Below are 22,980 nucleotides of genomic sequence, written 5' to 3' on the forward strand. Positions count from 1 at the left end.
TAAACACTGCAGCTGGTCGATCAATAAATCCAATAAGGAATTCCGCATTTCACTTCTCTCAAAAAATCAAACGTATACAGCTTGATGAATAATAACGTGACGATTAGTCGCAATGATACAACGTGTTTTCCTTAACCCCAACTCAACTTTTAGCTAAGTACGTATTTCTATATTAAGAACAAATATTTCAAATTATTTAGTTTTGGATACAAACAGTTGGTTCATCCAGGTTTAAAAGGATGACAACACGAAATTTTGTTTGTTATTTTAACAATAGGCTTTTTTGAAATCTGCATTAAAATTAAATTTACCTACCGCAAATTGTTAAGATTATGGTGAACAAAAAAATTGCAGTATTTTTTACTATCATCAATCTACTTTGGCTACCGACAAGTTCGCTAGCTGAAATTAAGACGGTTGGTCCACAATCGAGTCATGACGCAAGTCATGATTATTTTATCAGCCTATTGAAATTGGCACTTGCCGAATCAGGACACAGTGACACATTAAAAATCATCGACCACCAAGGTGAAGCAAGGGCGTTGCAGCTGCTGCGAGATACCGACTTGTACGACATTTTGTGGACAGGTCAAAGCATTGAACGTGATAAAATGTTGCTTAAAATTCCAGTTCCGTTGTTTTTAGGTGGATTAGGGATCCGAGGCTCTATTATAAAAAAGACTTCCTTAATGCCTTCAACCAAACAAAACATATCGTCCAATTAAAAAATACATTGCATGCCAAGGTCACCACTGGCCGGATGCCAACAAACTAGAAGCCGTTGGGATAAACGTGATCCACGTTATTAACTTTGATTCTATGATGAAGATGGTCAGTTTAGGGCGTTGCGACTTTTTACCGCTCAGCATCTTCGAAGGTGAAGGCGAGTTGTTAAAAGTAAAAGAAATGTACCCAAACCTTACATTTAGTACCAAAGTTTTATTTCATTATGATCAAAAAATGTATTTCTACGTAAAAAGTTCAAATCCAGAATTAGCGCAACAAGTTCAATCGGGATTAAAAGCCATGATCGATAGTGGAAGATTTTTGCAATTTATGCAGAATCATCCCCTCACTAAATCGGCATTTCCTTTGTCTAAATATACAGAGTCTACAAAATTCCCATTAGATGATTCAGAACTGACCCTTTTCTAATCAACAACGCTAAACCAACTGTTAAATCTCACACCTAAAACACACATCTAATCTTATCAAACAACACGTCGGTAATTACCATAACGCTATTTGGTTACTAACACCGCTTTAGTCAGACAAAATGAGTCTTGAAATCGACAATATTTCCGAAAACGAATTATTTTCCAACCGTGCAAAGTTGTCTATTTTTCTAGCTTTAAGCCGAGTGAATAAAGGCACGCTAATGCCACACAAAAATTTAGTCAGAAGTTCCGCCGACGGTAACTTAAATTGATCTGCTTATAGTAGCTTGTTAAAAATGGTTTACTCAATTCTTTTAATGTTTCACTAGAAGGTAAATCCGGGGTTGAACATTGAGGATAATGCACAGTGTTTCCATGACATACACTGCAATGACCACAATGACTTGGCGCTGCTTTATCACCAAAATATAACGACAATTGATTACTCAAACATTGTGGACGTTCAAATAACTTCAACATGTTGTGGATCCGAGCCACTTCGACATCCTGCTTTTGTACAAAGGTATCGGTGAGTTCTTTTGCGACTTTGGCGACAAAAACGTGTTATCAGAAACATCGAACACTTCTGTCATTTGTTTTGCTTCGAGCTCAACCCAACCTTTATCTGAAAAATACTCCAATGCCGTTATCACTCGGCCTCGTTGAGCTCCGTTACCATTGTGATTGTATTGTTCAAAAATATTATCAAAGTTAAGTTGCCACCAGATTTTTTCTTGTCTGACGCGTCAAAAATAGCGCGTACAAATTCAAGACGTTCGCCATTAAACGCAGCTTCAATGACATCCATTGTCACCAGCAATTTAAAACGATACTCCGCAAAATAACTGTACTTCGGCTTAATAATGCCGCGCATTTCAAGGTAAACCATAAGCGTCTTTAAACTCAATTGACGAATATTACACTCCTAGGACAATCGATAAAGCTGCACATGCCACTCGTTTAACGGTTCCGTGTTAGATTGGCTTTGTATGTCTTGCAGCACAAAGTGAATATCCTGCAGTTCAGGTGTATCGCCATATACAAAATTTTCTAATACATTCAAACGTTCTTTGTTTACTATAGTTAAACAATCAGAGACGTTACCGTCGCGCCCGGCACGACCAATTTCCTGAGAATAGTTTTCAATTGATTTAGGTAAATCAAAATGGATAACATTTCGAATATTCGATTTATCCACCCCCATTCCAAATGCAATGGTCGCGACGATAATATCGACTTTATCGTCCATAAATGCATTTTGAATAGTGCTTCGTAAGTCACTGGCTAAACCGGCATGATATGCAATAGCGTTAAAACCATCGTGTTTTAATTTGAATGCTAAATCTTCCGCGTTTTTCTGCAAAGTAACATAAATAATTGTCGGACACGCATGAGAGCCCTGTGCACCCATTACGTTATTGGCGGCTGAATTATTGGCGTCAGCCTCACGATATTGATTCGCTATTGGCTTAAATCGTGCGGATTTAGATAAATAATCAACAATAAAATCGTACTTTTGCGCTTCGGGCATGGCTTTAATATTAAGATGCAAATTTGGCCGATAAAAACCCGTTGTTTGTATGTCCTGTGGTGCGATATTAAATTTATTTGCCATGTCTTCTATTACAACGGGAGTGGCCGTTGCGGTGAGCAGTAACGTTTGAGTAATGCCAAACTCAGCTTGGTAAGATGGTAACTTCAAATAGTCAGGTCTAAAATTATGACCCCATTCCGAAATACAATGAGCTTCGTCTATTACAAGTAACGAAATAGGAATGTTTTTAATGGATTGCCTAAAACGTTCATTTTTAAAACGCTCTACCGCCACCATTAATACTTTTGTTTTTCCAGCACGCAGGTCGGCCCAAATAGCCTTAGTTTCATTAAAAGTTAAACTTGAGTCTAATGCGGCGGCGGGGATATGTTTAGATTGTAAGAATGACAATTGATCCTTCATTAATGCCACCAGCGGTGAAACCACTAAGGTTAAATTAGGTAACATTAGTGCCGGTAATTGATAACAAAGTGACTTACCGGATCCAGTAGGAAATATAGCAGCTGCAGAGCGGCCACTAAGTACCGATTTAACGGTTTCTTCCTGCCCTTTTCGAAAAGATTCAAATCCAAAATATTGTTTTAATTGCGCCTGCATACTAACCACTTTATCACTGTATTTTTAGACAGTATAACCTGTTGACAATAAATTTCACGATTGATTAGGTACAGTTTTATTAGAATAGAACAAACAATCGACTATTTACGAAAATCAAAGATGATCCTATTCTTTGATTTTGGTAGAATGCGCGGCTTTAGTTATTAGCGGTATTACTAACCTACCTCTAATGAAAATAATCGAAGCAAATAATGTTAATAAATGCTGACTAAGCATTTATTCCATTTACGTAAATACGGCGGATGAAATGAAACGAGTAGCAATTGTTATGGGTTCACAATCAGATGGACCAACGATGAAACATGCAGCAGAAATGCTTGACCAATTTGGCATTGAATACCATGCCCAAGTAGTGTCTGCACACCGTACTCCGCACTTATTACAAGAATTTGCAGAAACTGCCGAAGAAAAAGGTTACCAAGTCATTATAGCTGGTGCGGGTGGTGCTGCTCATTTACCTTAGCATGATTGCCGCGTTCACACACATCCCAGTGTTAGGTGTCCCGGTTAAGTCGAGTAAATTAAGTGGTGTCGACTCACTCTATTCAATCGTGCAAATGCCAAAAGGTGTTGCAGTAGGCACGTTAGCTATTGGTGAAGCCGGTGCCGGGAACGCGGGTTTATTAGCAGCGCAAATCATTGGTTTAAATGACCCTGCAGTTACGGAAAAAGTAAAAGCGTTCCGCATTGCGCAAACTAAAGATGTATTAGAAAACCACAAACTCGACTTTTAATTCGAGTTTACCTATCAGGTGGTGGCTCGCGTCTCCACCTATAATTAGATCCTTTTAAATTAAAGCGACACAACAATGACCCATAAATTTTCAGGCAATGCAGATTATTTAAATAATGGTAACGACCTCGTTGTCGTATTAGGTCACGGGCAACTTGCTCGCATGATGTATTTAGCCGCAAGTCAGCTAGGCATTAATATTATTGCTGTAGACGCAGACAGGTTATGTTGTGTTAATCCTGTCGACAAAACGGTATTAGCAGTTGATGTTGAAACGGCTTTTGCTCACTGCATTGCAATCACGTCAGAATTTGAACACCTACCTAAAGAATTGTTGGCGACTGCGCAGGCAACCGGAAAATTACGTCCAGGGGCAAATTCTATTGCTGCCGGTGCTGATAGAATTGTCGAGAAGCAACTATTAAGCTCACTTTCGATACCAAACTGCACACACCGTATTATCCACTCGGTAGATGATTTAACTGAAGCCTATAAAACATTAGGTCCAAAAGTCATCTTAAAAACGAGCCGTGACGGTTATGATGGATATGGTCAATGGCGTATATTTTCAGAACGTGATTTTGCATCGATAAGCAACGAGCTGAGCACTTTTGATTTTGGCCACATGCCACTTATCGCAGAGCAATGCATTGAATTTGAAAGAGAAATCTCATTACTAGGTATTACCGACATCAAAGGTAAACATCACTATTATCCTTTGACCGAGAATCATCACGGTGATGGTCAACTTGTTTTGTCATTAGCGCCTGCGCCAAATAACAGTGACGAATTGCAAAACAAAGCTCAACAAATTCATCAAAGCATCGCCAATGAATTAAATTATGTTGGCGTGCTAGCCATCGAGTTATTCCAAGTTGGTGATACATTATTGGTAAATGAAATTGCCCCAAGAGTGCATAATTCAGGTCACTGGACACAACAAGGTTGCTAAGGTAAGCCAGTTTGAAAACCACATTCGAGCGGTTGCAGGTTTAACTGTGACAGGCACAACAACCGACAAACAGGTGGCTATGGTCAATTATGTTGGTGAAGCAAAACCAAGTAAAACGCTACAGGCCATCGAAAACACCCACTTACATTGGTACGACAAATCAGTTCGTGCAAAACGTAAAATGGGTCACATCAATGTTGTGGCTAATACAGTTACTGAGTTACAAACAACTTTGAAACAGGTAAAAAGCCAATTGCCTGAATCTCTCGCTAAAAATTTAGCAAAGGTTGTCGACTAAAAAGCAAATTGGGTGAACAGATCGCGGTTTGTTCGCCCGTTTTTAATGACTGTCATAATCCATCCATTTTTAATAATACATACTGATTAATATCAGTTTTTATACCCCTTATTTGCAGCACAGTTACCATTTACCTCTTCTTTAATTAAGTGAATAAAATCAAAGAATTCAAATCAACAGCTAAGACCACTTTAACAAATTTCCAAACTTTGTTTATTAGCCATCGATTTCCCTATATCCTTAGCGCTCGCAGAATCACAACAAAAATAACCTGTGAATAGAGACTGAAAATAGGAACTAAATAAATGCCGAAGTTTATTGATGGGCTCAAACGATTCCAACAAGAAGTATACCCAATGCATAAAGCGCGTTTTGAGAAACTTGCTGATTACCAAAACCCAGAAGTATTGTTTATTACCTGTTCGGACTCAAGGATTGATCCTAACTTAATTACTCAAAGTAACCCCGGAGAACTGTTTATCTGCCGAAACGCAGGTAACATAGTACCGCCACATTCAAATGAAACGGGTGGAATGACCGCTTCAATTGAATATGCAGTGTCAGTATTAGGTGTAAAACATATTGTGATCTGTGGTCACAGTAATTGTGGAGCAATGACAGCTGCGATGCAGCCCGAAACCGTTAAAAATTTACCCCATGTAAAAATTTGGTTAGATCATTGCCGAGCGGCTAAAGAAGCAGTTGAACATCAACATAATGATTGTTTAGGGGATCACCATTTAGACGAAGTCACTAAACAAAACGTTGTCTTGCAACTGCGTCACTTATCTACCCACCCTGCGGTCTTTACTAAGTTATACAGTAACGAATTACAACTACATGGTTGGGTATATGACATAAAGTCAGGTAAAATCGAAGTTTATAATAGAGACAGTAAAGAGTTTTCTGAACTTTAACTATCATTAGTTAACCCAACTAAAATTAAGTGATACCTTGCAAAAATCAAAGCTTCATCCTAGAAATCGACACACATCTGAAAATGGTGTCGGTTACGATTTCACTGAGCTGTGTAAGGTAAACCCAACCTTAACATCGTATTTAAAGACAAACCCTAAAGGGATTGCTACGATCAATTTTGCTGACGATATCGCAGTAAAAGAGCTTAATAAGTCCCTTTTATTATCGATGTACGGTTTAGTTGCTTGGGATTTACCAGAACAATTTTTATGCCCGCCTATCCTAGGGCGTGCAGATTACATTCATTATTTGGCGGACCTAATTCAAACGTCCACCAAAATTAAAAAAATCGTTAATCGCAAAATCAAAGGCTTAGACATAGGTACTGGGGCGAATCTCGTATATCCCATTATTGGTAACCACGAATACCAATGGCAGTTTGTCGGTACTGACATCGACCCTGATTCTATCAATTGGGCAAAACAATTATCACAATTTAACCCAAAGCTTAAATCAGCATTAAAATTACGTATGCAAACGAATTCATTGCATGTTTTAGACGGTATTATTAAACAAAATGATAGGTTTACGTTTAGCATGTGTAATCCGCCTTTTCATTCATCTCAAGAAGAAGCGGAACAAGGTTCAAAACGAAAAATACAAAATCTGAACAAAGGTAAAAACACTAGTTCAAAAGATTTGAAGCTCAACTTCGGCGGCCGCAGTAATGAACTATGGTGTGAAGGCGGTGAGATTAGTTTTGTCCAAAATATGGTAAGGGAAAGTCAACAATTTGGATCACAAGTACTGTGGTTTACATCGCTGATTTCAAAAAAACAAAACCTTCCTGCCATATACACAGCATTAAATCAGGTAAAAGCAGTCCAGGTAAAAACAGTCGACATGGCGCAAGGCAATAAAGTAAGCCGATTTGTCGCGTGGAGTTTTTTGACGTCGGAGCAACATAAACATTGGTTCGACTAATTAAGCCGCTGCCTCACCTTTAACAGGGAACAAACGCATGTTTAATTTATTAACCAAAGTAATTGTTGTTTTAACCGTTATAACAACAACCTATTCTATTTCTGGCTGTACACAAAAAGAGTCAAATTCAAGCTCTATTGATTCAGCCAAATTTGCCAATGACGCCCATTGGCTCGAAGCAAATATCATTGCTTTAGACTCTCCTACTAACGTAAAACAAGTCACATTACATTCTACGTTAATTGACGGCATGGAAGTAATGACAATTTTCAGAGCTGTCAAATTTCCTGCGCGACTTAGTGAAAAGTTTCCGCATCTAAGTCACCTCAATGCTTTTGAATCAAAGGAACTTCCTGACGTTAAACGCCTTCTAAAAAGTAAAAATCGAGTCATCTATACGCCACAAGGCAGCTCGCAGCAAACCACCAAGTTGCAGCAATACGGCGCGATTGACCACCTTTATACCGCGTCTTTTGATGATGCCGACGAGATAAACGATTTTGGCGCATCAGTACTCCCTAAAGAGGTTCAATTTAAGCTTTGGGCACCAACAGCTGTGTCTGTTAATGTATTGCTTTTTGATAAAAACAAACAGCCACTAACTCCTGCAAAACTGGCGATGGTCGAAGATAACAAAACAGGCACTTGGGCAATAAAAGGTCCCGCTTCTTTGATATCACAGTATTATCAATACCAGCTGACTTTATTTCATCCGGCCACCGACCAATTTGAAACCGTTACCGTAACTGACCCTTACAGCTTAAGTTTGTCACGAAATAGTAAGTACAGCCAAATTGTCGATTTAACTTCTGTTGCAACTAAGCCCCTTGGTTGGGATTCACACTCCATTCCAACAGTGGAAGCACCAGAAGATCTTATTTTGTATGAAACCCATATTAAAGATTTTAGCGCCTCAGATACGGCACTAAGCAACAACTTGTTTAAAGGTAAATATAAGGCATTTTCAGAAACCGATAGCTTTGGGATGATACATTTAGCCATGCTTAAAGAAGCCGGGTTAAATACCATTCACCTCTTACCCACGTATGACTTATCAACAATTAATGAAGACCCAAGCATTGCTATTAGCCTAGACGACTCTATGACTAAGGTGTGCCAACAATTTCCTGAGTTGAGTGCTTGTTTAAACTTGGAGACAAATGAGACTCTGCGCCAGAAGTTACAAAGTTACGATCCAAGAACCGGTGACGCACAAGCGCTCGTTGAGAAAATTCGTGGAAATGACGACTACAACTGGGGTTATGACCCATTCCACTATACTGTACCAGAGGGAAGTTACGCGGTGGATCCTGAGGGTATTAATCGAATTGTTGAATTTAGAGAAATGGTGCAAAGCCTTCACTCTAAAGGTTTTAGAGTCATCATGGACGTTGTATACAATCACACATTTGCATCTGGATTAGCTGAAAAATCGGTTCTAGATAAAGTTGTGCCGGGTTACTACCATCGCCTCAATATCAAAACAGGCGCAATTGAACAATCGACCTGTTGTGACAATAGTGCAACTGAACATGCCATGATGGCTAAACTAATGAAAGATTCATTGGTGGTTTGGGCAAGAGATTACAAAATTGACGGCTTCCGTTTTGATTTGATGGGACACCAACCAAAATCAGCGATGTTGGAAAGCCGCAAAGCCGTTCAACAAGTTGACTCTGATACTTACTTTTATGGTGAAGGCTGGAATTTTGGTGAAGTTGGCAACAACGCCCAATTTGTTCAAGCAAGTCAGCAAGAACTCAGTGGCACAGAAATTGGCACATTTACCGACCGTCTGCGAGATGCAATACGTGGCGGTAATTTTCAAACGAACGCAGAGAAACTCCGCTTTGATCAGGGAATTGGTAATGGCTTGTATGTTGTACCAAACGAAATGCAAAGAGGAAACAATCAACAAGCTCATTATAATAACTCGATGGACATCGTTCGTTTAGGGCTAGCTGCGAATTTAAAGACGTTTAGCTTCAATGACATTAACGGGCAACTTATTGCTGGCACTAACGTTCTATACGGCGGTAATCCTGCGGGTTATGCGTCAGACCCTGCTGATACGATTAATTATGTTTCAAAACATGATAATCAAACATTGTGGGACAATCATCAATATAGACTGCCGTTTAATATGACAAGTGATGATAGGGTAAGGATTCAATCTCAGTCGTTGTCATACGCTCTGTTAGCGCAAGGTATACCGTTTTTACATATGGGATCTGAATTGCTCCGCTCTAAAGCTTTTTTGCGCGACAGCTACGATTACGGCGATTGGTTTAATAAAGTTGATTTTAGTTACCAAACAAACAACTACGATGTGGGATTACCGCCTGCGGAAAAAGACCAAGATAACTGGCCAATTATTTCGAAAATCTTAGATAAAAACGGCAACAATGACGATGTAAGCCCCGCTCAAATTGAACGTAGTGCTAACATATTTGCGGACTTTATCAGGATCAGAACCAGTTCTGCGCTATTCCGATTGAGAACAGCGGAGCAAATAAATCAAAATGTGCAATTTATGAATACTGGCCCACAACATGTTGCTGGTTTAATTGTCATGAAAATAAACGACGTAAATTTGGGTGACACAACAAAAGGTCAACTAGACCCTAACTATGACTCCATTGTTGTGATTTTTAACAATAACGCGACGAGCCAAAAAATATCGATTCCTCAGGCAAATAAGTACAAGTTACATCCGGTACAACGCAATGGCTTTGACGATATTGTCAAACAAACACACATTGCCGATACAACAGTAACAATACCCGCCTATACAACTGCCGTACTTGTCAGATAATCGCCAAAAAGAATAACAGCTAAGTCCAGAGTTGGGCTTGGCTTTTATTGCTTCGCCAATCGACCATTAATTAGCCGAACAAAACATTAGTATAATTAACAGGTTGCAATTCAGCCGCAGTTTTATATTATCCCCTGCGTACACTAGTGTCGGACTGTAGCGCAGCTTGGTAGCGCACTGTCATGGGGTGTCAGGGGTCGCCAGTTCGAATCTGGCCAGTCCGACCAATTTTAAAGGCTTTCAGAGCATCTCTGAATTTGCCGCCCACTCATTCAGTTATTCTTTTATCCGTTATAAATTAAAATTGGTGAAGCGGATCCATTTTATCTTATAGAAAATATGGATCAATTGAGTTGATTTGTTTTAGTCTTAGCTTCAACTCTACCTTCACTCTAATTATTGCCTATTAATTAAACACTCCTTGACGTAAATCTAAAAAGTGTCGACTATTTTTCCTTTCTATTTGATGTATATCAACAAAAACAACGTCTTTTAAATCTACTGCCATTAATCAACTATACTTAGCTCTACTCACGGATTTATCATTGATTTACTGGCAAGGGAACTATGGAAAACCGACTCAATACGTTTTTATCTCAAACATTTTTAACCAAGAATGAAGCTGCCCATGAATTTTTGGAAATCTTTATTGGGGTTACAAACAGTATCTATGGTTACATTCACTTTATTGATGAAAATGTCGATAACTTTAGCTTAACGGTTTGGTCAAAATCAGTTATTTCAAAAATGGAAAATGGGTATAAAAAGTTCAGCTATTTACCCAATGTTGGCCCTTGGTCAGAGTCCATTAAAGTCAAAAAGTATTACGAATGCCGAATAAGGACCAAAAATATTATCAGTCATTTTTTCCACACCCCTTAGACGAAATTGCTGAATATATATGTTTCCCTCTCATTATTGAAAGCAAAGTCATTGCCGTAATTGGCGCCGCAAGCGACAATCATTATAACTCTGAAACAGTCGCCAACATTTCAAAGATATTTAGAAAAAACGTTCGCAAACTTCGTCGTAAATTTGAGACTGCAGAAGATCATTATCTCGACCTTAAAGCAAATTTCCAGTCACTTTCCAACGATACAATTTTAGTTGAAATGTTAATGGCCATTTCAAATGCCCTTGAACTCAGAGACGCTTATACAACCCACCATCAGAAAAATGTTGCCCATATAAGTGAGCAAATTGCGATAGAGCTTGGATTAAAGGCCGATCGAGTTTTTGGCCTTAGAATTGGCGCGTTAATTCATGACTTAGGTAAAATCGTAATTCCATCACAATTACTGAACAAAAGTGGCAGAATAGAACAAGCGGAATTTGAATATTTAAAATTGCATGCAGAAAAAGGTGCATTTATTTTGAAAGATGCCCATTTCCCATGGCCCATTCAAAAAATGGTAGGCCAGCATCATGAGCGATTAGATGGTTCAGGTTATCCGTTAGGACTAAAAGAAAACGAAATCATTTTAGAAGCAAAAATAATTGCAGTAGCAGATACATACGATGCAATGGCAAATGATCGACCTTATCGAGAACGCCCCGGCATTGCAAAAGCAATTGCAACACTCCAAGCCGGGCGAATGACAAAGTATGACCCTTATGTTTTGGATGCTTTTATTTCCTGCTTTGAACGAGACCCAACATTCGGTGGTCGTTATAAATTAGATTAACACGTGGCAATTGCGTACTTTATCGCATTTTGCCAAGCTCCTAGTTCATTTTATTCAAATGGAGCTTTTTAAACTAACACGGTTTAAACCTCATGACAGATCCCCACAATAACGAAAATCGAAAGTCGTATTTTGCGTGTCAACCAATCGGCGCCAATCATCCTTGATTTAAAAGATCAACTATCCAAAAAAGCTAAGTAAAAACTACTTTTAGAAGCTGTTGAAAAGCCTATAATGAATTGCTTTGCAAATCGTTATCGCCAAACGCCATTGTCTCAATTGGTATAATAGACGGTCAAAGCGTAAGAGACATTATTTGGATAACTCAACCTTAGGAATTTCATGAATTTAGAATTGGTCATTGGTGCTTTTGAAATCACACTTCCTATTTTGTTTATTTTACTGTTAGGTGGTTGGTTTAAACATAAAACATGGATCAGTGATGGCTTTGTCTCTTCTGGTAATACCCTCGTTTTCAACATCAGTTTGCCTTGTTTACTTTATTTAAATGTTTCTCAAAATTCGATTTCGACAAACCTCAATTTACCGCTCATCGGATTTGCCATCGTAGCGACAATTGTGACTGTGGTCGTCGTTTGGCTATTTTACCGTAAGCAACCCGACTCCGGCCAACGTGGCGTACTAGCGCAATGTGCATACCGAGGAAATATGGCTATCATAGGCTTGGCGTTGTGTGAGCGTGCTTTAGGACAAGATATTTTAGGGAAGGCTGCAATTTACCTCGCCTTTCTAACCATTTTATATAATCTGATCGCTGTTGTTTTATTGACGACATTTAATCGAAAAATTTTATTTACCATCGCTAAAAATCCATTAATTATTTCAATTGTTCTCGGCCTTATCAGCTCGTCTAGTGAAATACATCCACCGCAGGTGGTCATCACGTCAATGGCGTACTTAGGTAAACTTACATTGCCCCTCGCTTTATTGTGTTTAGGAGCGAGTTTACAGTGGCAAAGCTTTAAGCAAAATCATAGAGATGCGATTGCTATTACGTTTCTTAAACTGATATTAATTCCGCTCTTAACGATGTGGGCCGCGATTCCTTTTGGCTTTGATAAAACGGATACGACATTACTGTTTTTTATGGTCTCTGCACCCACTGCAGTTGCAGCTTACGTCATGGCCAATAAAATGACATCCCATGGGGCACTCTCTGCCGAGATCGTCGCGCTTTCAACGTTAGTGAGTCCATTTACAATAGCGATTGGTTACTACTTATTAAAAGTATTTGGCATGGCCTAAATCGAATCCTTGTATGCCAGCTTAATATTCAACATAAGTGTGTGGGTAATATAGGGGTGTACTTATCAACACTTCTTATTAGTAAATTTGCCGTTAAGGCTTCTACACCATAAACTTGCGTGTGAACCTTATAACGCCCCTTAATCGTGGTCATGAGGAGTTCAAAGTCTCCGTCACCAGATAATAAAATAACGGTATCAACTTGTGGTGCGGCATCCATGACATCTATTGTGATCCCTACATCCCAATCCCCTTTCGCGCTGCCGTCTTTTCGTTGGATATAAGGCTTTAGTTTCACGTCAAAGCCTATATGCCTCAGGGCATCTTGAAACTTCTTTTGGCCATCATTTTCACTCGCAATGGCATACGCATATGCATTTTTGATTTCGCCTTGGTACGACAGTGTCTGCCAAAACTTACGGTAATCAAACGATTTTCCAAAGGCTTGTTTGGTCGTGTAATAGATGTTTTGTACATCAACAAATATTGCAATTTTTCCTAAATTTTCCTGACCCGTTTTTGCCATGATGTTATAAATGCCCTATTTTAATGTTGTGATGTTTGCTGTTTAGAATAATGCTAAGAAAGATCTAATAATTTGATGTTTATCGGTCTTCGGTATCTTTATTTTTCTGACTACGACTTTTTCTTAAAATTGCAGGTTCGTCAAAATAGCTCACATTATTTTGAAGCACAGCGTTACGGCGCTTTTCTAATCTATTTTTTCGACACAAAATTGTCTCTCCAAAGACATCGATATGAGCTTGTTCTAAAAGAATTTTTCCTTCGTCATTTGAAATAAGGTTCATAAATTCCCCAGCCGCAATAAACCCTTCAACTCGATGTTTCTGTTTCTCAATTTCATTACCCGCTTTGGACGATTGATACAATTCGAATAGTCGTTGATAAACTTCCTTTTAAAAACATCAGAACTAACTATCACGTTCATATTTTTACCCCAAATCACAGTTCCGTATCTGTTAGAAATGCTATCAATATAACAAAACTACATAAACTAAACAGCTGCACAAAAGCAACATTAATAAAGGTGCGACAATTTGTCACATTGAGTGGCCTTATAAAAAAATTATAGTAACAACATAAGCTTGAGTTCGACATTTTAATGTACTCACCTAGTGTAATTTCAAAGGAAAAGATGAAAATGCGTCATAAATTTAAATCGACTTTATTCACCATAGCCACGATGGCGTTGTTATCAGGTTGCAGCAGCGACAGTGGTACCGAAGACGAATTAACCATGACCCCATTTACAATTAATTTCTCTGCAATGAGCGGCGACCAAAACGTAGATTGCGACTCTATGGTATCGGGTTTTGGCAATGAGGGACATTATTCAATTGGTGTTAGTGACCTCCGTTTTTATGTAAGTAATATTGAGCTATTTGACCAATATGGTGAAAAGATAGAAGCATCTTTTGATAGCAATGAATTTCAACTCAATCATGACTTAGGATTTGTAGGCCTTGTTGACCTCACTAGTAATAGTTCGGGTAAGTGCACATCTGACGCGATTCCTAATAGTGAAGGTACCGCACGGACCAATAATGTTATGACAGGTAAAATGATTGATACTGGCGTTAACAAAATCACCTTTGATATTGGTGTTCCTCAAGCCATCATGAAAGAAGTTATCGCAACACAAAGTGCAGAAGACGCCCCATCACCATTAAACGAGATGTACTGGTCCATGGGCTTCGGGCTATCGTCACTTTGTAATGAACTTTGCTATAGAGAGCATGATGGGAAATACCGGTGAAGGTTATATACACATTGGCAGTAGGGGTTGTGGCGACGACAGTTTACTTGCTTTAGAAAACAAAGAAAAATGCGACTTTGTTAACACTCCTAAAGTTGAGATCACAGATTTTGAACCTAATATGGACACTGTTGTCATTCGTATCGATAAATTACTAGACCAACTAAGCTTTGCCCCAGCAATGAGCAGTCATGGCGACCATACCGCCGACACTGAAATGATGGATAGCCCTTCAGTTACTTGCCACTCTGCAAGTCCCGAAATGCAACCAGACTGTGCGGCAATTTTTCAAAACCTTGGACTATCTACCGATGATGGTAGCAGTTCGAGCGACACTAACCAAGTTGTCCAACACTAGTTTTCCTCCGGGGCATACGCCCCTTTTTTTAAGGTTTTTATGATCCGTTTTTTCACATTAGTCTGTGGCTTAGCCTTACTTTCAGGGTGTGAATTTGATTCAAACTCAACATTTACCAATACAGATGATGCTCAATCTTTGCGCAGTTTATTAGATCTACCCGATCACATGCCCTTACCTGCTATTCCAGATTACAACCCACTGACCCAAGAAAAAATCACCTTAGGTCGGTTTCTATTTTACGATACTAAGTTATCTGCTAATCAAACCCAATCTTGTGCGTCGTGCCATGAACAAGGAAGCGCATTTGCTGATGGATTGACTGCCCCCTTAGGCTCTAGTGGCCACCAACTCGTTCGCAACAGTCAAGGTCTTGGTAACGTGGTTTATCATTCGACATTGACCATGGAGCAACAATGGTTTTTTGAACTTGAAGAGCAGCTCAATGTGCCTATTCGTGCTGATAACCCAATTGAACTAGGCGTTACCGACGCCGTATTGCCAGACGTGTTAACGCGTTTTCAACAAGACCCAGATTATCAAACGATGTTCAATCTCGCCTTTCCGGATACATCGCGTGACAAAAGTAACATTACAATGAACAAGATCATCTTTGCCCTTGCTAGCTTTGTTCGGACGATGATAAGCGCATCCAGTCCTTATGATAAGTACTTATTAGGTGATAAATCAGCACTGACACAGCAACAAATCAGAGGGTTTCAACTTTTTAATGGCGAGAAGTTTGAGTGTTTTCACTGTCATTCAGGTGTCAACTTTTCATCATCTTATCGTGATGCAAATACGGCTTTAGATGCCCTACAATTTCCTTTCTTTAATAACGGTCTATACAACGTCGGCGGCGATGGAAGTTACCCAGATGAAGATCAGGGATTATATGACCTAACATTAAACCCTACTCATAAAGGGCTATTTCGGCCACAAAGTCTGCGTAATATTGCATTAACCGGTCCTTATATGCACGATGGCAGCATTGCTAGTTTACGAGGCGTGATTGAACATTATGCCCGAGGCGGCAGTGTTACGTTAACAGGCAAAAATGCCGGAGATGGCAGAGTAAGCCCTTTAAAGTCTGGATTAATACAAGGTTTTGATGCAACAGAAGAAGAAATTGATGCCGTCATTGCTTTTTTAGAATCACTGACTGACGACAAATTTATTTCCAACCCACGATTTTCAAATCCATTTACCGAGCAAAGATGAAACAACTTAATCTTACCACGCTATTCACGCTACCATTGATGGCATTTTGTAGCTATGCACATGAATCAGGTGTCGACGAAACCCCAACTCACTTAACGCTAAAAACGGCAATGAGCTTTCAAAACAAGGCAACGACCGATGAAGTGTGGATGATCCTAGGCCTACTGATGGGAGGTGAATCAACCCCTAGACTAAAAGGTGCTGCAATTGATGATACCCAATTAACGGGTAAATTAGTTTTAGAAGATCAAGTCAGCGTCCATGGCAAAATTGGATTCCATCAGCATGCTGGCGAGGGAGAGCTATCGCTAGAGGAGCTTTGGTTTAATAAAATTTTTCAATTGAACCATAGTCGATTGGATGTCGAAATTGGCTTAATGGCAACCGACATCACATCAACGGCAAACCATCATGCTTCACAAAGTCAATTTAATACTAAACCACTTTTGGCTCAGACATTTTTTGGCGGACATCATAAAGACACCGGCGTAAAGTCAAAATATTACTGGCACAAATTTCAATTTGGATTAGAAGTTTGGAATGGCGACAGTTGGCCCTATACAAGCTCAGAAGGCAGCAAAGCACTTTACCTAACCTACCAAGACACAATTATATCTATCGACGCTCAATCCGGTTTGTGGTATTCACAGGGGTCGGCACTTTCACGACAAGACTTGAGATATAGCTCAGATCATAATCACTCAAATTCGACAACGTTAAATACACCTGAGAACTATTTTACCGGTGATATCGAAATGCTTGGTGGTTTTTTAAAATTCACAAAATCATATTCAAACGCCCTACTTTTAATGACTGAATTTGAAATAATCGAAAGTCGGCAAAGCGGCGTATTTTCAGACACCTCGCAAAGTGCAAAGGTAAAATTACAACAAACTGGATATCGTGGTTTATTTGGTCTTCAATGGCAAAATCACAGCTTAGTGGCACAACATGAAATGTTAGTGGTAAATAATCAGTTTAAAAATACAACGACCGCATTTATTGAACAACAGGGGTTGTATAATAAGAACTTTGAACCTAAACAGACAACAATAACGTACAACTGGCAGTGGCAAAACAAGGTTACGTTTAGGCTTGAGACGAGTTATGACCAGACAATGATAAACTCTACACAGCAAGTTTGGTCTGTCGGTTTCACTTGGCAACATAACCTGCTATAAAAGTGTTCACATTTATCTCCTTTAAAACCGAGTTAATTCAACCGTTGGCAATATGCAAATAATAAAAAACAATCAACAAGTTAAACCTCTAATACATGCCAAGTTTGTTTTTATTGCGCTCCAACTTTTGGCCATTATTGTATCTCAACAATGGCTCGATTATGATTTTCCATACTCCGTTCTTTACAGCATTATTCTGGCCGAGCTGATCGTAAATATTGGGTTTTACGTCAAATTTCAGCAAACACCTTCGATACGTACAACGGCTTATTTTTCGTTTGTCGCCGTAGACATTATTTTCCTCAGTGTCTTATTGTATTTTACCGGAGGCGCTGCAAATCCATTTGTATCCTTATTGCTGTTGCCAATCGCAATAGCCTCAGTGTCATTAACACAACGTTGGCTTTTGATAGTGACCTTTTTATCAATGTCTGCTTATTCAACTTTGCTATTTAGTATTGATCCGCATGCACTACATAATATGGATTTAGCGCAACATCTATTTGGTATGTGGCTTAACTTCTTATTATCTGCACTCGTTGTCGTTATCATTGTTGTGGCGTTAATCAAAGCGATAAGTCGCCAAGACAAGATAATTAGCCAGCACCGTGAAGAACAATTACGACAGGAGCAACTTGTCTCTCTTGGCGCTGCAGCCGCGCAATTTGCCCATCGATTAGCAACGCCATTAGGAACTGCTCATTTGTTAGCTGAAGAGCTTCAGGAACACTCAAAAATAGAAGATCCTACTATAATATTATTGGACGAACAGCTTGCCACTTGTCGACGTCATTTAGTTAATTTTAGAGATATTGCAGAGAAAGTAAGAAACAATATTAAATCGCCAGTCAGCGTATTTTCATTAATTGAAGAGCTAAAACAAGAAGTTCAAATTAGCTTTCCACTTGCCAAAGTAACTTGGAATTTTGAAAAACAAACCACATCTAGAATTGTCTCCGAACCAGTATTACTGCCCGCACTATTAAACTTAATTCAAAATGCAGTTAATGCCAGTGGTGAAAATCACAGTTATAAAGTCATCGTCAATATTACAACCATAGACAATTTCATTTGTTTATCTGTTCGAGATTTTGGCCCTAGCATTAAGCAAGAAACACTATTGCAGTTAGGCGTGGAATTAGTCGATAGTAAACATGGCTTAGGAATGGGGGTATTCTTATCCCATGTCACCCTGGAAAAACTTGGTGGTAAGTTAAAGTTATTTAATCATCCAGAAATAGGGGCTGTTGCCGAAGTATTTCTGCCGATAAGGGACGCACTTGATGAGCAGTGAACTAACAAAGTCGACATTAGGCCGTTTGTTAATTATCGAAGATGATGTGAATTTTGCTGCGGTTTTAGCACGCCGGCTTACCCGTTATCATTACGACGTTCTTGTCGAGAATAACTTAGATGACGCCTTAAACACAGCCCAACAACAATTGCCAAACTTTGTTCTGCTCGACATGAAAGTTGGCGACCAAAACGGAATTCATATTCTTCCTGCACTGCGGCAAGCGCTACCGAGTAGTAAAATCATCTTACTCACTGGCTATGCTAGTATTGCCACCGCCGTTGAAGCGATAAAATCAGGTGCGGATGACTATTTATCAAAACCGATTGATGCTGCTAGTTTGTTAGTTGCTCTGGACGGTACAGCAAATAATTCGGTCCACGCAGAAACAAAAATGACGACTGCTAGATTAGAATGGGAACATATTCAACAGGCACTAAAAACCAATAACGGCAATATCTCTGCGACGGCGCGCCAACTGGGTTTACATAGACGAACCTTACAACGGAAGCTTGCTAAAAAGCCACAAATTTAGATCTAAAAACGCTCACCATAACCGCAAATTATCAGATAAAATCCCGTATCGCCTTATATAATTCTTTTATATTTATCGGCTTAGCGAGATGAGAGTCAAAGCCATTATCCATATACTTTTTACATCGTCATTCATTACATTTGCGGTCAATGCGATAATTGGAATATGCGGAAACTGTGCTTTAATTTTTGCACAGGCTTCTACACCATCCATATTAGGCATTTGAATATCCATAAAAATCATTTCAGGAAGTCGTGTGTTTACAGCAATAACCGCTTCAACACCATCATTTGCAACGTCAATAATCGCGTTTGTAGGTTTTACTATCGAACAAAAAATTGTTTGATTAATTTTATTATCCTCCGCAAGTAATATTACTTTCCCAGTAATATCAGGCGCTTTATCAAGTTCTTTTTCCGCTCTTTTAACTTTTTCCAGAGTCGACTTTTTAGCTGGTATTCGAAGCGTAAAACAAGAGCCTCTATTTTCTTCACTTATTGCCTCAATATCACCGCCCATTATTTCGGCTAACTTTTTAGAGATTGCCAATCCAAGTCCCGTGCCACCATACTTGCGCGTTGTTGATGAGTCGGCCTGCTCAAATCGATTAAATAACTTGCCTAATTGTTCGTTCGACAAACCAATCCCGGTGTCTGTTACTGAGATAACAAGGCATTCATTCTGCTCGTTTAGACTAATTTTAACTGATCCGTTTCCGGTAAACTTGACCGCGTTTGAACAAAGATTTGTAATAATCTGTTTAATTCTAACGGGATCGACAATCCACATTTTGTGCATATTTGGGTCAGCCGAAAAATTCAAATCGAGTTTCTTTTGCGATGCAGCCAATGCAAATTCAGACTTAACAGTTTGCATTAATTCAACAACATCGGTTGGTAACATTTCCAAACTTACGTTATTCGATTCAATCTTAGACAAATCCAAAATGTCATTAATTATTGCCAACAATGACTGTGATGAAATAATTCCCGTATCGACCAATTGATGTGCCGCCTCAGGTAGTTCCATACGTTGCAATACTTGTAATGAGCCTAAAACACCATTCATTGGCGTTCGTATTTCATGACTCATATTCGCTAAAAATTCTGTTTTTGCTTTACTCGCAGATTTAGCCATTTTTAACGCGTTTTCTAACTCGAGTTGTTGGCGTCTCAATTCGTCAATATCCGACAATGATCCTGCCATACGAATAGCTCTACCCGCTTCATTACGTTGGACAATTCCTCGCACCCGAAAATAGCGATATGGTTTTACGCCATTGCCCATTCGAACGTCAAAATCATAAGGCACGTTGGTTTCCAAATGTCTTTTAAGTGCATTTCGGTTGTTTTCTTTATCATCAGCATGAACAAAATCATTAAAAATTTGAGCCATCGAATAGCGTATCGTTGGTGTATTTTCATCATATGCGATTTCCAACATATCTAAGAAACGCGGCGATAAATACAAGCTATCATCATTAAAATCCCAATCCCAAATACCGTCATTACTGCCTTGTATTGCTAATTGATAACGCTCTTCACTATGTTTGAGTCGCTTTTGAGAATGTGCCAATTTTTGTAACGGACTGATTAATATAGAACGAATGAGCATGACCAAAATAACGAAGCAGATTGACATACCAATAATCAAACTTGTCCCAATACGATTAATGTATTCAGATTTTTCTTGTAATTCACCTTCGCGGGATATGTAAAATTGGACAACTAAGCTTTTGTCTAAAAGCTCGGCATTTGATATTGAACGATATTTTTTAAGGTCATTGGTTGCAAATACATGTCCTTGAAGATCTTTAATCAACACTTCGTAGATATGATTCTCAATTGTATTTTTTATAAGTGATTCAATTGAATGACTTCGGATATCAAGCACTATCGCCCCTTCAGTTAAACCATTATATTTAATTGGTACGGCAATTTGAAAAAAGTGTTCCTGCCGCCGTTTGGCAATATTTAAAATAAAATCGGTTTCAACATGGTCAATTGTGCTAGTCCAATCTGCTAACTTTTGCCCTTTCTGAGGCAAGGGATAAATAATATCACCATTAAAATTAGCGACCGTAATGGCTTCTTTTTCTCCTAAAATTGTTAGGTTTGTTAAGTGATCAGCTAGGTTTGCGCCAGTAACATCCAGCCCCATAACACTTGACACAACAATCGGTGAAATCGCGATTTCATTTAAGATTTTTATCCGATTATCAACAAACTGTTCAACAACATTAAAAGTGGCTTCAGCTTGCAACTGAGTATGTTGGTCTAGTAACTTAGTTACTGAAATAGATGCGCGTTCTGATACAAAATTGGTGATGACTAATGTTGTTAATACAAAACCAAAAAACAAAACCAGATAAGAGCTTCCCGATTTAGTCTGGAACCAGTTTAAAAATGTTTTCATATTAGTTTGGCAACACCATTATTCGATTAAATTGATCAAACTCTGCCATGCAGAAGTTTTCTAACTTTAATGCTTCATGTGCATCGGTTTTGGTTTGACGCCACTGCGTAAACGGTTTGTTATACTCTTTAATGAGCCCACGAATTGGACGTTCAATACTTTCCAGTGCCGACTTAAACTTATCCCTATTACTAGGCATGTCATCCGTCATTGTAATTTGTTGCAAAGCCTGAGTTACGATTCTTCCTAGGTCATATGCATGAACAAATCCTGCTTGGGCTTTTACTTCGTCTTTTTTCCTATTGCGTCGGGAAACATTTTTTTAACCCGAGCATGTACATCTAAACTGAAAGGTGTTTGCCACGCTCCACTAAAACCAAAACAACTTTGAATAAATGAAAGCGTAACGTTTTCTTTAATTTGCTTTGTCATCAACTCCTCAGCATCACCTCCAGTTAATCCCCAATGGCTGACAATTGGCACTCTATCCGCTTTAGGCAATAAAGCCATAGCCTTCAGAAAATGTTTTGACTCGGTATAATTACTCACCAAAATGATACAATCACTGCCGCCTACAACGGCGTTTCTAATTTCAATATTTGCAGTGTTTTGTTTGGTATTCCAGCCAAACCAGCTAATGCCATATGTGACTTTGCCATCTAAATATTCCGATATTGTTTTGTAATTAGATTTTCCCCATTGGGTATCTTCTAAAAATAGGTGAGGCTTTTTGCACTGTAGTTGACCAATGGCATATTCGCCTATCCTTTGACCTGCTATTGAATCATCAATTGATAACCTAAAAACCCAATTATTATCACTGGGATAACGAGTGATAGGCCCACCAGCAGCCCAAGGGATCAATAAAGGTATCCGACTTTGATTGATATATTCACGGTGTTGAATATAAGGTGGGGAATGCACTCCTCCCAAAACAAACAGAGCATCATCGTCTTTTTCAAACTGCTTAAAATGGCTAAAGCTACGGTTTGCATTACCTCTATGGTTTTTTTCGACGATTTCTAAACGATAACCCAAAGGTTCTGAATCAAATTCCGACAAAGCCGTCAACAAGCCAATTTTCATCGCCAACGCAGCGTCACGATTTATCGAATAATCTGCATCATGATAAATTTTATAGGTCTTAATCGGTGACGCGACGCTAAGGCTTGAAAAAAACCAGCATAAATAGGTAAGTAGATAATTTCATTAGTCTAA

General features: G+C 38.9%; 21 protein-coding genes, 1 tRNA gene and 2 pseudogenes. 18 read left to right on the top strand and 6 right to left on the bottom strand.

Annotated features, from left to right (window positions below; translation table 11 throughout):
* The first annotated feature begins 332 nt into the window (after nt 1-332).
* A complete protein-coding gene (locus tag PN838_RS05890) occupies nt 333-725 on the top strand; it encodes a hypothetical protein (RefSeq protein WP_272180007.1) in 393 nt (130 codons plus the stop codon).
* 67 nt (nt 726-792) lie between these two features.
* Nucleotides 793-1,155 (top strand): transporter substrate-binding domain-containing protein, encoded by a 363-nt coding sequence (locus tag PN838_RS05895; protein WP_272180008.1) that lies wholly within the window; start codon nt 793-795, stop codon nt 1,153-1,155.
* A gap of 108 nt (nt 1,156-1,263) precedes the next feature.
* On the opposite strand, the pseudogene PN838_RS05900 reads toward PN838_RS05895, so the two are convergent.
* Nucleotides 1,264-3,309: pseudogene (locus PN838_RS05900) on the bottom strand (RecQ family ATP-dependent DNA helicase).
* A 268-nt stretch (nt 3,310-3,577) separates the two neighbouring features.
* Between PN838_RS05900 and purE the strand changes: the two are divergent.
* From purE to PN838_RS05950, 10 genes and pseudogenes are all read left to right on the top strand, one after another.
* Nucleotides 3,578-4,064 (top strand): annotated as a pseudogene (purE, locus tag PN838_RS05905) (5-(carboxyamino)imidazole ribonucleotide mutase).
* Nucleotides 4,065-4,139: 75 nt separating this feature from the next.
* Nucleotides 4,140-5,015, top strand: a complete 876-nt coding sequence (locus PN838_RS05910; RefSeq protein WP_272180009.1) for an ATP-grasp domain-containing protein — start codon at nt 4,140-4,142, stop codon at nt 5,013-5,015.
* On the top strand, nt 4,960-5,313 hold the full coding sequence (locus PN838_RS05915) for a hypothetical protein (protein ID WP_272180010.1): 354 nt from the start codon (nt 4,960-4,962) through the stop codon (nt 5,311-5,313). Before PN838_RS05910 ends, PN838_RS05915 begins: the two co-directional genes overlap by 56 nt.
* A gap of 305 nt (nt 5,314-5,618) precedes the next feature.
* The gene (locus PN838_RS05920; RefSeq protein WP_272180011.1) at nt 5,619-6,230 is read left to right on the top strand and encodes a carbonic anhydrase; all 612 of its coding nucleotides are present in this window, start codon (nt 5,619-5,621) and stop codon (nt 6,228-6,230) included.
* Nucleotides 6,231-6,267: 37 nt separating this feature from the next.
* A complete protein-coding gene (gene rlmF, locus PN838_RS05925) occupies nt 6,268-7,215 on the top strand; it encodes a 23S rRNA (adenine(1618)-N(6))-methyltransferase RlmF (RefSeq protein WP_272180012.1) in 948 nt (315 codons plus the stop codon).
* 37 nt (nt 7,216-7,252) lie between these two features.
* On the top strand, nt 7,253-10,030 hold the full coding sequence (gene pulA / locus PN838_RS05930; RefSeq protein ID WP_272180013.1) for a pullulanase-type alpha-1,6-glucosidase: 2,778 nt from the start codon (nt 7,253-7,255) through the stop codon (nt 10,028-10,030).
* Between the two features lie 150 nt (nt 10,031-10,180).
* Nucleotides 10,181-10,257 (top strand) — tRNA-Pro (locus PN838_RS05935).
* A gap of 340 nt (nt 10,258-10,597) precedes the next feature.
* Complete coding sequence (locus PN838_RS05940; RefSeq protein ID WP_272180014.1) at nt 10,598-10,912, top strand: hypothetical protein; 315 nt, start codon at nt 10,598-10,600, stop codon at nt 10,910-10,912.
* Nucleotides 10,861-11,715, top strand: coding sequence for an HD-GYP domain-containing protein (locus tag PN838_RS05945; protein WP_272180015.1), 855 nt, complete (start codon nt 10,861-10,863; stop codon nt 11,713-11,715). The genes PN838_RS05940 and PN838_RS05945 overlap by 52 nt, the downstream gene beginning before the upstream one ends.
* 342 nt (nt 11,716-12,057) lie before the next feature.
* The gene (locus PN838_RS05950; protein ID WP_272180016.1) at nt 12,058-12,981 is read left to right on the top strand and encodes an AEC family transporter; all 924 of its coding nucleotides are present in this window, start codon (nt 12,058-12,060) and stop codon (nt 12,979-12,981) included.
* Nucleotides 12,982-13,009: 28 nt separating this feature from the next.
* Here the strand turns inward: PN838_RS05950 and PN838_RS05955 are convergent, their stop codons facing one another.
* Together PN838_RS05955 and PN838_RS05960 are read right to left on the bottom strand one after the other, a co-directional pair.
* Nucleotides 13,010-13,507, bottom strand: coding sequence for a LabA-like NYN domain-containing protein (locus tag PN838_RS05955; protein WP_215962256.1), 498 nt, complete (start codon nt 13,505-13,507; stop codon nt 13,010-13,012).
* A 79-nt stretch (nt 13,508-13,586) separates the two neighbouring features.
* Nucleotides 13,587-13,871: a hypothetical protein gene (locus PN838_RS05960; RefSeq protein WP_272180017.1), complete on the bottom strand. Its 285-nt coding sequence runs from the start codon at nt 13,869-13,871 to the stop codon at nt 13,587-13,589.
* A 272-nt stretch (nt 13,872-14,143) separates the two neighbouring features.
* Here PN838_RS05960 and PN838_RS05965 point away from each other — a divergent pair, with 272 nt between their 5' ends.
* The 6 genes from PN838_RS05965 to PN838_RS05990 are packed head-to-tail and all read left to right on the top strand — an operon-like array spanning nt 14,144 to nt 19,347.
* Nucleotides 14,144-14,758 (top strand): MbnP family protein, encoded by a 615-nt coding sequence (locus tag PN838_RS05965; RefSeq protein ID WP_272180018.1) that lies wholly within the window; start codon nt 14,144-14,146, stop codon nt 14,756-14,758.
* The gene (locus PN838_RS05970; protein WP_272180019.1) at nt 14,718-15,116 is read left to right on the top strand and encodes a hypothetical protein; all 399 of its coding nucleotides are present in this window, start codon (nt 14,718-14,720) and stop codon (nt 15,114-15,116) included. Before PN838_RS05965 ends, PN838_RS05970 begins: the two co-directional genes overlap by 41 nt.
* Nucleotides 15,117-15,155: 39 nt before the next feature.
* Complete coding sequence (locus tag PN838_RS05975) at nt 15,156-16,337, top strand: MbnH family di-heme enzyme (protein ID WP_272180020.1); 1,182 nt, start codon at nt 15,156-15,158, stop codon at nt 16,335-16,337.
* Nucleotides 16,334-17,518 (top strand): hypothetical protein, encoded by a 1,185-nt coding sequence (locus PN838_RS05980; RefSeq protein ID WP_272180021.1) that lies wholly within the window; start codon nt 16,334-16,336, stop codon nt 17,516-17,518. Before PN838_RS05975 ends, PN838_RS05980 begins: the two co-directional genes overlap by 4 nt.
* 52 nt (nt 17,519-17,570) lie before the next feature.
* Complete coding sequence (locus PN838_RS05985) at nt 17,571-18,812, top strand: ATP-binding protein (protein ID WP_272180022.1); 1,242 nt, start codon at nt 17,571-17,573, stop codon at nt 18,810-18,812.
* Nucleotides 18,802-19,347: a response regulator transcription factor gene (locus tag PN838_RS05990; protein ID WP_272180023.1), complete on the top strand. Its 546-nt coding sequence runs from the start codon at nt 18,802-18,804 to the stop codon at nt 19,345-19,347. Before PN838_RS05985 ends, PN838_RS05990 begins: the two co-directional genes overlap by 11 nt.
* A 72-nt stretch (nt 19,348-19,419) precedes the next feature.
* Here the strand turns inward: PN838_RS05990 and PN838_RS05995 are convergent, their stop codons facing one another.
* From PN838_RS05995 to PN838_RS06005, 3 genes are all read right to left on the bottom strand, one after another.
* Nucleotides 19,420-21,762 (bottom strand): ATP-binding protein, encoded by a 2,343-nt coding sequence (locus PN838_RS05995; RefSeq protein ID WP_272180024.1) that lies wholly within the window; start codon nt 21,760-21,762, stop codon nt 19,420-19,422.
* Between the two features lies 1 nt (nt 21,763).
* Nucleotides 21,764-21,973, bottom strand: coding sequence for a hypothetical protein (locus tag PN838_RS06000; protein WP_272180025.1), 210 nt, complete (start codon nt 21,971-21,973; stop codon nt 21,764-21,766).
* A gap of 71 nt (nt 21,974-22,044) precedes the next feature.
* Nucleotides 22,045-22,848, bottom strand: a complete 804-nt coding sequence (locus PN838_RS06005) for an ABC transporter substrate-binding protein (RefSeq protein ID WP_272180026.1) — start codon at nt 22,846-22,848, stop codon at nt 22,045-22,047.
* Nucleotides 22,849-22,980 lie beyond the last annotated feature (132 nt).

Source organism: Psychrosphaera algicola (genome assembly GCF_028401425.1).
GTDB classification, from domain to species: domain Bacteria; phylum Pseudomonadota; class Gammaproteobacteria; order Enterobacterales; family Alteromonadaceae; genus Psychrosphaera; species Psychrosphaera algicola.